Below are 11,737 nucleotides of genomic sequence, written 5' to 3'. Positions count from 1 at the left end.
GCCATGGAGCCTGCAATGCTGTCACTGTCCATCGGTCCCTTTGCCATCTCGGCGGACCGCCTTGCCCTGCTGATCGCCTTTCTGGTTGCCCTGTTTGCCGGCTGGGTGAGCAGTCGCCGCGGTGGCAGGAATCCGGAAAGCGCCCTGTTCATTACCCTGCTGCTGGGGTTGGTCGGGGCGCGGCTGGGGTTTGTGCTGCGGTATGCCGATGAGTACCTGTCGCAGCCTGTGCAGATCATCGATATTCGCGATGGCGGTTTCTGGTGGGTCAGCGGCCTGATCACAGGCTTGGCCTGTGCCCTGTTTTTCGGGCTGCGCCAGCCTGCCCTGCGACGTCCCCTCAGCATCGGGCTGGTGAGCGGCGCGCTGTTCTGGACCGCCACCGCTCTGCCGCTGCAGCTGTTGCACAAAACGACTGAAACGCTTCCACCCTTGAGCTTCAACACGCTCAGCGGAGAGGCCGTGAGCCTGCAGCAGTTCAGCGGTGAACCGATCGTGATCAACATCTGGGCCAGTTGGTGCCCGCCCTGTGTGCGTGAGATGCCCGTACTGGCCGAAGCCCAGAGGTCATTGCCGGATGTGCATTTCCTGTTCGCCAACCTGGGGGAAGATGCACAAACTGTGGAGGCGTTTCTACAGCAGCTGGATATCCAGCTGGAAAATGTTCTGCTGGATCAGCAGAACCAGCTTGGGGCGCACTATGGCTCGCGCGCTCTGCCCACAACCCTGTTCATTGATGCACAGGGACGGTTACAGGACTCTCATCTGGGCGAGCTGTCAGCGGCCAGCCTGAGGGACAAGCTGACCGCCATCCGCGCTCAGCTGCCCCAGTAGCGCACGTTGCCGGTATCGATGTGGACAAAATTGGAGCTGGTGTAGAGACCGACCCCTCCAACCTTCGCCTCGCACGCGATTCGGTGCAGCTCTTTCAGTGATGTTCCGGGCAGACGGATATCGATCGCCTTGCCCTGCATATGCAGGCTCTTCTTGGCCACACCACCGCCACCACTGGTGCGCAGCTGATTGTTGGTTTTCGGTGAGCGGTAGCCGGACACGATCTCGAACGGGTTGTTGATGTTGCCGCTCTCCACCCTGATGGTGTGCAACAGGTCCAGCAGCCGAGGATCTATCGGATGAATTTCGCCGGTGCGGAAATCACGCAACAGGTAGTTGATCTCGTCCAGGCTGGAGCTGAGGTAACGCCCTTCTGCCCAATACGTGGTTTTCAGTTGCTCACCGGTATGCAGATGACTGAACTGGAGTTTGCGTTCAAACAGAGGGCGGATATTGGCTGCCGCCTGTGGCACATGCAGTGCCGCTGCCGTCAGGGCCAGCCCGGTCAACAGGCGGCGACGTTGACGACATTCTGGCGCCGTTTCGGCATCCGATCGGATCTGGCGTGGGGTGAACAGCATGCAGCACCTCGGTAAAATTGACAACTGTATGATTAATAAACAAATCTGGTCGAATTTTACCCAATAGTCCTGTCGTTGGCTACTCTTTAAGCACAGTTTGTGCCAGTGCACCCGGCTCGGCCTTCGGATCAGGCATCTCCGGCAGCGGCCCCAATGCCTGCTGCAACTGCCAGTCCAGCCCGTATACATCGGGGTGATAGTGTCCCTGCTGTTGCTCATCCACCCAGACGGTCAGATAGACCAGGTATACCGGCAGCGGACGCTCAAGCCTGAGCGTATGGGTGCGGGAGATGTTCAGTGCCTGTTCCAGAGAGCGCTCACCCAGCAGCCGCTGGGCAAGGTCTTCAATTTCGTCCACTCGAATACAGCCGGAACTGAACGCCCGCTCGGTGGACTCGAACAGGGTCTGCTGCGGTGTATCGTGCAGGTAAATACTGTAGGGGTTTGACATGCCAAAGCGTATTCGACCCAAACTGTTCAAGGGGCCAGGGCGCTGCCGCAACAGATACGGGAAATTTCGGCGCGACAGACTCTCCCAGTCGATCCCCTCGGGGTCAACCGGCTGCCAGCTGCCATCCACCTTCTGCAGTACCTCGATCTGTTGGCGGGCAAAATAGTCAGGATCCTTTCGCTGCTTGGGCAACAGATCCTCAACAGCCAGACGGAAGGGCACCGTCCAGGGTGGGTGCATGATAAGGTGGTCCACGTCCGACTCGAACGACAGGGTAGGACGGTGCGGACGACCACTGATAATTCGGTATTGCTGCACGGCTCTGTCCTGTTCAACCAGTGTCATTGAGTAGGTCCCGGTTCTGACCAGCAGGTAACGTTCGCCCAGATTTCTTGGCAGCCAGCGCCAGCGCTGCAGGTTGACCCGTACCTGCTGCAGCTGCTGCTCCGGCGAGCGCTGTAGCGCTGCGCGGGTCACAGGCCCCAGAATGCCATCAGGTTCCAGCCCCTGCTGCTGCTGGAACGCCCTTACCGCATCCACAACCAGCGGGGTATAGACCTCCTGTGGTTCAAACGAACTCTCTGCCGCGTTCAACAGTTCCTTGCGAATCAACAGATCACGTACTCCCACAACCACAGAGTGACTCGCCCCCCTGCGCAGCAGACCATTCATGCTCAAGTCCGGCGCCACCCATGTCTCGCGTTCATGCCGCTGCAACAGCTGCGTATAATGTTCAACCAGACGCTGATATTCGGCTGACTGGGGCAGCAGTGCCTGCAGAGTTGCCCCCACCTCTTCCGCCGCGGCGGCCTGCAGCAACAGGTCGACCGCATCAAGAGTACGTGGCTGGAAGCGCCACAGCCGGTCATGCTCTTCGGCAGAAGGGGTCACGCCGGCCAGATCTCGTGCCAGACGCATGAAACTGTGACTCAACAGGAGGTCATTCAATACCGGCTCGGGGCTCATGGCCGATCCGGCCGAAAACGGCTGCTGCAGCCGCGCATACTGATAATGTGCCGGATCAAGCCCATGTTGCAGTGATGCCCGGATCCAGTGTTCCAGCTCCTGTTGCATCACCGTTTTCGCTTCGCCACGCGCATTGCTCCACAGCAGCTGCCCGCCGGAGCGCTCATACAGAGACTGCAGCGCCGGCCAGTCAAGCCTGTCGGTTGCCGGCAGTTCGCCGGCAACACCCGTTTGCAGCAACTGCTGCAGGTGCTCTTCAACCGATTCTGCAGCCTGTAACGGCATTGCGATCACACATAACAGCAGCAATGCAGACAGACGTTGACTCACAGCTCGCAACATCTCGACCTCGTTCGGTATTTGCCTTCCTTCACTATAGCCTGTTTTCGGTTAGTGATATGCTGATACACCTTTACATACCCCGGCGCCCAAGGGTTCTGGCGGTTATTTTCACGCAAGCCGTAATTGAAGGAGTCAAAGATGCAGAAATGGATAGGGGCGGGTGTACTGGTCGTGGTTGCAGGCGGTGGGCTGGCCTGGCAGCAGGGCTGGCTGGGCGGCACCGGAGGCCCAACCGAGATGACGGCACATGTACCGGCCGATACGGTTATGTACCTTGGCGGCAGCGCCGACCCTGCCCTGATGCAGCAGCTGCGCAGCACCCCACTGATGCCGGCCTCACAGAGTGAACTGAGCGAGCTGATTCAGGAGCTGCAAAACGCGGGGGAAGACAGCCCCGCCGCCCGCTTTGCGCGCCACCTGCTGGCCGATCTGCTCACCCACTCGACCACCTACGGTGCGCTGGTTGATCATTACAGTTTTGATCTGACCCGTCCGCAGGCGATCTACATGGACGGTCTGGTGCCGGTGATCCGCCTGGGCGTGACAGATGAAGCCAGCTTCTGGGCGCCGTTGGATGAAGCCTCTGCCGCCAGCGGGCTGCAGCCTCGCGATGAACAGCTGGGCGATGCCCGTGTGCGTACCTGGCGCCTTAACCCGGACGCAGACCGCAGTGTGGATCTGGCGGTTCGGGTTGCCGACGGCACTGCCACCATCAGTTTCTTCATTTACAGCGATGACGCCACCAGCAAGCGCCTGCGTATGGCCCTGGATCGACCGGAGCAGTCACTGGCTGACAGTGGTGAGTTGAAAGAGATCCGTAAAAGCCACGGCTTCGACACCAGCATGACCGCCTTTGTGCACCTGGAACGGCTGGCACGCGGTGTCATGGAGCCCGGCAGCAACTCTCTGGCGCGCCAGCTCCACCCTGCCATTCGTGATGCCAGCGGCAAGCCGATTGAACAGCATATGGAAGCCAGTTGCCGCAACGAGCTGGTAGCCCTTGTCAGCCAAATGCCGCGTCTGGTGGCCGGCAACACCGGTTCGACATCCGGCAGCACGCTGTCCAGCCGCACCGTACTGGAGCTGAAAAACGGCAATGTGGTAGAAAACCTGAGCAAGCTCAGAGGCCATATCCCGACCCACAGTCAGGATGCCGAAAACCAGATTCTGGGGCTGGGCCTGGCGCTCAATATCGACAATCTGGTACCGGCCAGTACGGCACTGTGGAACCAGTTTGTTCAGGCCGATTTCAGCTGCCCACAGCTGGTCAGTGCCCAACAGCAGATGTCCAATGCCAGCCCGGCCATGATGGGGATTTTTGCCGGCATGGCTCAGGGCACATCCGGTGCCGGCTTCTCGCTGTATGATCTCAAGCTTAGCCCCACCCAACCGGTTCCTGAACACTACGACTTCCTGTTCAGTATCGCCACCGCCAACCCACAGCCGCTGCTGTCACTGCTGGGCAGTACACCGTTTGGCCGCATGATTCGCATCCCCCAGGATGGCAGCCTGAGTGACATCGACCTGTCGTTCATTGCCCCTGGCATGAGCATCAGGGCCGGCATTCAGGGCAACCATATCGTAGCGTTCAAGGGTGAGAAGGCGCAGCAGGCTGTCGACAAAATCAGCTCCGAGTCGCTGGATGCCAATGGCCTGACCAGTTTGACCGTCAACTATCCGCGCCTGGCGGATCTGGTGGATCAGATCCCCGCACCTCTGGCGGCCCAGATGGATACCGGCACGGAAACAGGCTGTGTCGCTCAGGTTCAGCTGTCTGAATTGCTGCGTTCACAGGCCGGAAGTATCGGTTACCACTCCGATATCAACAGTCAGGGCTGGGTGACGGATATGGATATCAGGCTTGAGTCCGAACCGCGTGAATCCGTTGACCCTGTCGGTAATTTCGTTGTCGTCGACAAGACCTTTGAGTGTGAAGTGGGTGAAGAGGCCGGCTACGAAGAGATTCGCAAGGATGGCACCGGACGTTACGTTTATGCTGACATGGACTGCCAGCTCTATCAGAGCAACTACAACTGGAGCGTTGAAGGCCGTACGCTGAAGATCAGCACCATTGATGCGCAAAACCGCGAAAACTGCTCTCAGCAATGGGCTCCGGCCGAGGCGATCGACACCCAGTGTCTGCTGATTCCGGCTGACAACGGCTTCCGCTGCCTGTTCGATGGCGAACAGGGCAAAACGTTGCTGCACTACATTCCGGAATAACCAGACTTGTGCACCATGCAAAACGCCGGGCAATCGCCCGGCGTTTCTGTTTTGGCTGTCCGTTTCGGCTCTGGCTTAACGGGCTTAGACCACCTCGGCCAGATTGCCCTTCTGTTCCAGCCAGCGCTTGCGATCCGGTGAACGTTTCTTCGCCAGCAGCATGTCCATGATCTCCATGGTGTCATCGCCACTGTCCAGCGTCAGCTGCACCAGCCGGCGCGTATCCGGCGACATGGTGGTCTCGCGCAGCTGCAGCGGGTTCATCTCGCCCAGCCCCTTGAAGCGCTGTACGCCGATCTTGGCGTTCTTGCGCTCGGCACGGATCCGCTCAACGATGCCATCCTTCTCGGCATCATCCAGCGCGTAATAGACCTCCTTGCCGAAATCGATGCGGTACAGCGGCGGCATCGCCACATAGATATGACCGGCCGACACCAGTGGCTTGAAGTGGCGTACGAACAGGGCACAGAGCAGCGTGGCGATATGCAGGCCGTCAGAGTCGGCATCCGCCAGAATACAGACCTTGTTGTAGCGCAGGCCATCCAGTTTGTCAGAGCCGGGATCAACCCCGATCGCCACCGAGATGTCATGGATCTCCTGTGAGCCCAACACTTCGGCCGGGTCCACTTCCCAGGAATTGAGAATCTTGCCGCGCAGCGGCATGATCGCCTGAAACTCACGGCTGCGGGCCTGTTTGGCAGAACCGCCCGCTGAATCACCTTCCACCAGAAACAGCTCTGACTGGCTGGCATCGGCACCGGAACAATCCGCCAGCTTGCCGGGCAGTGCCGGGCCCTGGGTCACTTTCTTGCGCACCACCTTGCGCCCGGCACGCAGCCGGCGCTGTGCGCTGGCAATGACCAGTTCGGCCAGTTTTTCACCCTCTTCCACATGACGGTTGAGCCACAGAGAGAAGGCATCCTTGATCGCACCGGAAATGAAGGCCGCAATCTGGCGCGAAGACAGACGCTCCTTGGTCTGACCGGCAAACTGGGGGTCGCGCATCTTGGCCGACAGGATATAGCAGCAGCGGTCCCAGATATCATCCGGGCTCAGTTTGACTCCGCGTGGCAGAAGGTTGCGGAATTCGCAGAATTCGCGCATCGCTTCCAGCAGACCTGTACGCATGCCGTTGACGTGAGTACCGCCCTGCGCGGTCGGAATCAGGTTGACGTAGCTTTCGGCCGTGACTTCACCACCGTCGGCCAACCACTGCACCGCCCATTCGACCGCATCCTCATCCCCCTGCAGACTGCCACTGAACGGCTCGGTGGGCAGCGTTTCGTATACCTGTGTGGTGCCACGCAGATAAGCGATCAGCCCGTCTTCGTAGTACCACTCTTCCTGTTCCTTTTTGCCGCCGCTGAGATCGGTAAAGGTCACCTTCAAGCCGGGGCAGAGTACCGCCTTCGCACGCAGGTTGTGCTTGAGCCGAGTGACACTGAATTTGGGTGAGTCGAAATACTTGGGATCGGGCAGAAAGCGCAGGCTGGTGCCGGTATTGCGTTTGCCACAGCTGCCGATCACTTCCAGCTCGGACACCTTGTCACCATCGGCAAAACCGATGCGGTACACCTGACCGTCGCGCTTGATCTCCACATTGAGCAGCTTGGACAGAGCGTTCACCACCGACACCCCCACCCCGTGCAGGCCGCCGGAGTAGTTGTAGTTGTCGTTGTTGAACTTGCCGCCGGCGTGCAGTTTGCACAGGATCAGTTCCACCCCGCTGACGCCCTCTTCCGGGTGGATATCCACCGGCATGCCGCGGCCGTCGTCAGCCACACTGAGGGAGCCATCTTCGTGCAGGATGACATCGATCTGTTTGGCATGCCCGGCCAGTGCTTCATCGACCGAGTTGTCGATCACTTCCTGTGCCAGATGGTTGGGGCGGTCGGTTTCGGTGTACATGCCCGGACGGCGGCGTACCGGGTCCAGGCCACTGAGCACTTCTATCGCATCGGCGTTATATTGCTTCGACATCGGGTGTTCCTGTTCAGGGGGCCGCAATCGGCAGCGCAACAGGCACGGGCAGCTCAACTCTGCCCTCTGCAAATGCCTGTACGGCCGGAATCAGCGCCTCAAAATGTTCAAATCCATGACTGCCGCCCGGCTGCACAAACTGGGCACAGGCGGCATATTTATCCACAGCTTCGCGGTAGTCCAGTGTTTCATCACCGCTTTGTACCAGCAACAGGTAGCGGGACGGGTCCTGCAACTGCGGACAGTCCAGCACCAGCAGCTGTTCAAGGTGACGCTCTGTCAGCTGATACTGCTCGCGGGTGTAGAGGTTGGTGTTCTGCCCCAGCCACTCTTCCAGCAATCGATACGGGTAGACCGCCGGGTTGACCAGCACCGCTCGCAGCGCCGGGTTATGCTCCACCAGCCAGGTACTGTAGTAGCCGCCCAGTGAACTGCCGATCAGCGTCACCGGCCCGTCGGCTGCGGCGACTTCGGCTTCCAGCTGCTCGATCGCTTCGGCAGGCCAGTGTGACAGGGCAGGCACTCGCAGCTGCCCTGCGCGTCCCTGCCGCTCAAATGCTGCCTGCAGACAGCGGGCCTTCCAGGACTGGGGCGAGCTGTTGAAGCCGTGCACGTAAATGAAAACCGGCTCACTCATGGGGTTAACGCTTGCGGCAGTTGCAGTGAGTGGGCATCTACCTGTCCGTCTGGGTGGAGCCTGTACCAGCGCGCCCCCGGAGTGGATCGCGGCGGATCGGTTTCCAGCTCGAACTGTTCACGACCGGCACGAAACTGTACCACGGTAGAGGGCGCGGACCAGAGCGGACGCCCGGCAAAGCTCAGTGCCTGCAGTTGATGCAGATGGCCACAGACCACACCACACACCTGCGGGGCCGCCTCGACCAGCGCGGCCAGCGCGGTCGGATTGCCCAGACGGATCGCATCCTGCCATGCACTGCCGGTGGGTGTCGGGTTGTGATGCAGCACCAGCAGTGTGGGCCGTTGCGGTGTCTGTGCCAACTGCCGCTGCAGCCAGCCCAGCTCGGACCGGCTCAGGCTGCCGCTGCCGCACCCATCGGGTTCCGAGGTGCTGTCGAGCAACAGCAGGGTCCAGTTTCCGCTGTGGATAACTTTATGTCCCAGTTCTCCCGTGTGATCGGCCAACTGCATCGCGGCTGTTACATCGTGATTGCCGGGGATCCAGTGCACACGAGAACTCAGTGGCGCCACAATCTGCAGCAGACGCGCATAGGCATCCGGTCCGCCATGGTGCACCAGATCACCGGTCAGCAGCAGATGGTCGAAGGGGGCAAATTCGGACTGCAACCACTGTACCAGCCGGACCAGGCACTGATCTGCATCACGACCACGAAACAGCTCACCAGCCACCGGCGGCAGATGACAGTCACTCAGCTGCAGCAGCCGAGTCATTCGGCAAACACCTCTTCCAGTAACTGGCCATGGGCCAGACAGTGGCTGAGCCATTCATGCAAATAGGTATTGAGCTGGGCCTTTTCATCCGGCTGATGCATCTGCCGGTTGGGGTAGGGATAGACTCCGGACAGCTGGCGACGGCGCATGCAGATCACTTCCGCAATGCGGGCATCGTGGTAGAGCCTGACCACCAGACGCGGGGCGTCCAGCCATTCGGAAACATTCTCGTACTGGTGGGAGACCAGCACGGTGGTGGTATAGGTAAAGCGCTCTTCGACCTGCAGCCGCACCAGCGCTCGGTGGCCGTCATGCACCAGCTGGAACTCGCGCTGATCGCAGTGATCAAGGTCCGGCAGCAGCTTGAGCAGACGCATGTAGTTGCCTTCGCCCACGGCCTGCTGACGTTTCAAGTCGGGTACATACTTACGCTTCATGATCCACTCCCGATCGCTTCAGGCGGTCATGGTTGAGCTGCAGCCACTGCAGCGCAATAATCGCGGCTGCATTGTTGACCACCCGCTGCTGCACCAGTGCAAAGGCCTCGATAGCCGGAATGACATGTACCTTGATGTCTTCGCCCTCTTCATCCAGACCGAACACGCCACCCGACTCGGGGGCGTCAACCAATGCACAGAACAGTTCGATCCACTCATCGCAGCCACCGGGACTGGGCAGGTAGCCGGTGATCGGGATCAGTTCACCCAGTTCGATGCCGGATTCTTCGATACTTTCACGCCGGGCCACATCTTCCGGCGACTCACCCGGTTCGACGATGCCGGCCACCAGTTCCAGCAGCCAGGGGGCATCCGTCTTGGTGAGTGCGCCGGCACGGAACTGTTCCACCAGAACAACTGCGTCACGGGCCGGGTCGTACAGCAGGACACAGACCGCATCGCCACGGTCCAGCAGTTCACGCTGAATACGGACTCGTCCACCCTCGAAACGGGGATGACTGAGCGTCAACCGATGCAGGCGAAAAAATCCCTGATACAGCGGCTCATCCTGCTCCAGACGGACATCAGTCAGATTGAATGCGGGTTGCCAGACAGGGGCCATCACTCCACCTCAGCTCGCGTTGTTTGAATACGCGACTATACCATCGGCAGACAGCAGACCCCAGCCCTGCCGGGACTCAACCGCGCAGGCGCTGCATCGGCTGGCGCATGAGATGAAACAGCTGCCGCGCGGCCTGCCCCGAGCGCACATGCAGCGGGCGTCGAATCTGATCCGGTCGCAGCAGCGGTTGTGGACAGGAAGAGGGCATGCCCAACAGAAACCCCTGACCCAGGCCGATTCCCATCTGCTGCAGGGCGCGCATCTCTTCATGCCGTTCAATGCCCTCCGCCAGTATCTGACAACGCAGGTTGCGCCCGATCCGGCCAATTGACTGCACGAACTCACGCTTGACCGGGTCCCGGTCCAGATCGCTGATGAAATGCTTGTCGATCTTGACGAATTCCGGCTGCAACTCCGACCAGAGGCGCAGACCGGAGTAGCCGGCCCCCAGATCATCAATCGCAATCTGAAAGCCCATGCTGCGGTAGTGTTCTACCGCTGCCCGCGTCAGCCCCTGATGGTCAAAGGGATGCTGTTCGGACAGCTCAATCACGATCGACTCAAGCGGAATCTCCAACTGGCGCAACAGTTCGGCGGTAAAGCCATGCTGGTGGTCCGGCGAACTGAGCAGAGAGGCGGTCACATTCAGGAACAGCAGGCCACCCGGTTTCAGTTCAGCAAAACGCGCCAGCGAACACTTGCGACAGAGCAGCTCCAGCTGCAGCTGATAGCCATGGCGAATGGCGGCCTGAAACAGGCGCGAAGGGGCATGCAGCAGGCTGTCATGGGGGCCACGAATAAGCGCTTCATGACCGATCGCCGTTCCGTTACGCAGGTCCATGATCGGCTGAAATACGGGCTCCAGCTGCTCCAGATGCAGAATCTGTTCAAGCTCGGCCCGTTCTGCCGCCAGCAATGCGGCGGTTGGTGAGGGTGGCGGTGTGGACATTAGGCTCCCCGGTCGATCGTAATGATAGCCGGGCAAGCCTATTGCATCTTGATGACACTCGAATGACAGTCTGTATCGCTGCTTCAGGCTCAGGACTGGTCAGCGGCCAGCGCTCTCAACTGCTGAATTTCATCCGCCCAGATTTCCGGCTCGATGGTTTCCAGTACCAGCGGAATCCCCTCAAAACGGCTGTCACGCATGATGTATTCAAACGGCGCCCAGCCGATCTCGCCCTGCCCCAGACTATGGTGACGGTCGATGCGGCTCTCCAGTGCCCCCTTGGAATCGTTCAGGTGCATGCCGCGAAGGTATTCAAAACCGACGATACGCTCAAAGTCGGCAAAGGTCTGCTCGCAGGCTTCCGGGGTTCGCAGGTCATACCCGGCAGCGAAGGTGTGGCATGTATCGAGGCAGACACCGACACGGGACTTGTCCTCGACCCGGTCAATGATCGCCGCCAGCTGCTCGAAGCGAAAGCCCAGGTTGGAGCCCTGCCCGGCGGTGTTTTCGATCACCGCCACCACGTTTTCCGTCTGCTCAAGCGCCAGATTGATCGATGTGGCAATAGTAGCCAGACAGGTTGTCTCATCGACCTTCCTGAGATGGCTGCCGGGATGAAAGTTGAGCAGTTTCAATCCCAGTTGTTCACAGCGCTGCATCTCGTCGACAAAGGCATCTCGCGACTTCTCCAACGGCTCCGCTTCCGGGTGGCCCAGATTGATCAGGTAGCTGTCGTGGGGCAGGATTTGGTCGGCACTGAACCCCAGGCGCTCACAGTTGGCCCTGAATGCCTTGATGCTTTTACCGGTGAGCGGCTTGGCATCCCAGCGGCGCTGGTTTTTGGTAAACAGGGCAAAGGCGTTGGCACCGATTTTGGCCGCATTCAGCGGCGCATTTTCCACCCCGCCGGCTGCGCTGACATGGGCTCCGATATAGTACATG

11 protein-coding genes are annotated in these 11,737 nt (G+C 59.9%); 2 read left to right on the top strand and 9 right to left on the bottom strand.

What is annotated here, in order from left to right:
• The first annotated feature begins 15 nt into the window (after nucleotides 1-15).
• Nucleotides 16-834: a prolipoprotein diacylglyceryl transferase family protein gene (locus ABIE60_RS14980; protein ID WP_354470323.1), complete on the top strand. Its 819-nt coding sequence runs from the start codon at nucleotides 16-18 to the stop codon at nucleotides 832-834.
• Here the strand turns inward: ABIE60_RS14980 and mepK are convergent.
• Both mepK and ABIE60_RS14970 read right to left on the bottom strand, forming a co-directional pair.
• Nucleotides 819-1,415, bottom strand: a complete 597-nt coding sequence (gene mepK, locus ABIE60_RS14975) for a peptidoglycan L,D-endopeptidase MepK (RefSeq protein WP_354470322.1) — start codon at nucleotides 1,413-1,415, stop codon at nucleotides 819-821. The two genes, ABIE60_RS14980 and mepK, sit on opposite strands and share 16 nt — an antisense overlap.
• 79 nt (nucleotides 1,416-1,494) lie before the next feature.
• Complete coding sequence (locus ABIE60_RS14970; RefSeq protein ID WP_354470321.1) at nucleotides 1,495-3,174, bottom strand: L,D-transpeptidase family protein; 1,680 nt, start codon at nucleotides 3,172-3,174, stop codon at nucleotides 1,495-1,497.
• A gap of 138 nt (nucleotides 3,175-3,312) precedes the next feature.
• Between ABIE60_RS14970 and ABIE60_RS14965 the strand changes: the two genes are divergently transcribed.
• Entirely contained in the window at nucleotides 3,313-5,397 is a 2,085-nt protein-coding gene (locus tag ABIE60_RS14965) for a hypothetical protein (protein WP_354470320.1), read from the top strand.
• A gap of 84 nt (nucleotides 5,398-5,481) precedes the next feature.
• On the opposite strand, the gene parE is transcribed toward ABIE60_RS14965, so the two are convergent.
• From parE to nfo, 7 genes are all read right to left on the bottom strand, one after another.
• Nucleotides 5,482-7,377: a DNA topoisomerase IV subunit B gene (gene parE, locus ABIE60_RS14960; RefSeq protein ID WP_354470319.1), complete on the bottom strand. Its 1,896-nt coding sequence runs from the start codon at nucleotides 7,375-7,377 to the stop codon at nucleotides 5,482-5,484.
• Between the two features lie 13 nt (nucleotides 7,378-7,390).
• On the bottom strand, nucleotides 7,391-8,014 hold the full coding sequence (locus ABIE60_RS14955) for a YqiA/YcfP family alpha/beta fold hydrolase (protein WP_354470318.1): 624 nt from the start codon (nucleotides 8,012-8,014) through the stop codon (nucleotides 7,391-7,393).
• On the bottom strand, nucleotides 8,011-8,787 hold the full coding sequence (locus ABIE60_RS14950) for a phosphodiesterase (protein ID WP_354470317.1): 777 nt from the start codon (nucleotides 8,785-8,787) through the stop codon (nucleotides 8,011-8,013). Before ABIE60_RS14950 ends, ABIE60_RS14955 begins: the two co-directional genes overlap by 4 nt.
• Nucleotides 8,784-9,224: a DUF1249 domain-containing protein gene (locus ABIE60_RS14945; RefSeq protein ID WP_354470316.1), complete on the bottom strand. Its 441-nt coding sequence runs from the start codon at nucleotides 9,222-9,224 to the stop codon at nucleotides 8,784-8,786. Before ABIE60_RS14945 ends, ABIE60_RS14950 begins: the two co-directional genes overlap by 4 nt.
• Nucleotides 9,214-9,846: an NUDIX domain-containing protein gene (locus ABIE60_RS14940; RefSeq protein ID WP_354470315.1), complete on the bottom strand. Its 633-nt coding sequence runs from the start codon at nucleotides 9,844-9,846 to the stop codon at nucleotides 9,214-9,216. The genes ABIE60_RS14945 and ABIE60_RS14940 overlap by 11 nt, the downstream gene beginning before the upstream one ends.
• Before the next feature lie 76 nt (nucleotides 9,847-9,922).
• The gene (locus ABIE60_RS14935; protein WP_354470314.1) at nucleotides 9,923-10,795 is read right to left on the bottom strand and encodes an EAL domain-containing protein; all 873 of its coding nucleotides are present in this window, start codon (nucleotides 10,793-10,795) and stop codon (nucleotides 9,923-9,925) included.
• Nucleotides 10,796-10,884: 89 nt separating this feature from the next.
• A complete protein-coding gene (nfo, locus tag ABIE60_RS14930; RefSeq protein WP_354470313.1) occupies nucleotides 10,885-11,736 on the bottom strand; it encodes a deoxyribonuclease IV in 852 nt (283 codons plus the stop codon).
• Nucleotide 11,737: the final 1 nt, after the last annotated feature.

Origin of the sequence: Marinobacterium sp. MBR-109, assembly GCF_040547565.1 — a bacterium.
Lineage (GTDB): Bacteria > Pseudomonadota > Gammaproteobacteria > Pseudomonadales > Balneatricaceae > Marinobacterium.
Note: the sequence above shows the minus strand (reverse complement) of the source record. Positions and strands in the feature narration are given on the sequence as shown.

Excerpts from the sequence above, each read along its gene's own strand:
- ABIE60_RS14940 (WP_354470315.1), bottom strand. The coding sequence starts at position 9,846 with ATGGCCCCTGTCTGGCAACCCGCATTCAATCTGACTGATGTCCGTCTG.
- nfo (WP_354470313.1), bottom strand. The coding sequence starts at position 11,736 with ATGTACTATATCGGAGCCCATGTCAGCGCAGCCGGCGGGGTGGAAAAT.
- ABIE60_RS14955 (WP_354470318.1), bottom strand. The coding sequence starts at position 8,014 with ATGAGTGAGCCGGTTTTCATTTACGTGCACGGCTTCAACAGCTCGCCC.
- ABIE60_RS14935 (WP_354470314.1), bottom strand. The coding sequence starts at position 10,795 with ATGTCCACACCGCCACCCTCACCAACCGCCGCATTGCTGGCGGCAGAA.
- ABIE60_RS14965 (WP_354470320.1), top strand. The coding sequence starts at position 3,313 with ATGCAGAAATGGATAGGGGCGGGTGTACTGGTCGTGGTTGCAGGCGGT.
- ABIE60_RS14970 (WP_354470321.1), bottom strand. The coding sequence starts at position 3,174 with ATGTTGCGAGCTGTGAGTCAACGTCTGTCTGCATTGCTGCTGTTATGT.
- mepK (WP_354470322.1), bottom strand. The coding sequence starts at position 1,415 with ATGCTGTTCACCCCACGCCAGATCCGATCGGATGCCGAAACGGCGCCA.
- ABIE60_RS14945 (WP_354470316.1), bottom strand. The coding sequence starts at position 9,224 with ATGAAGCGTAAGTATGTACCCGACTTGAAACGTCAGCAGGCCGTGGGC.
- parE (WP_354470319.1), bottom strand. The coding sequence starts at position 7,377 with ATGTCGAAGCAATATAACGCCGATGCGATAGAAGTGCTCAGTGGCCTG.
- ABIE60_RS14950 (WP_354470317.1), bottom strand. The coding sequence starts at position 8,787 with ATGACTCGGCTGCTGCAGCTGAGTGACTGTCATCTGCCGCCGGTGGCT.
- ABIE60_RS14980 (WP_354470323.1), top strand. The coding sequence starts at position 16 with ATGCTGTCACTGTCCATCGGTCCCTTTGCCATCTCGGCGGACCGCCTT.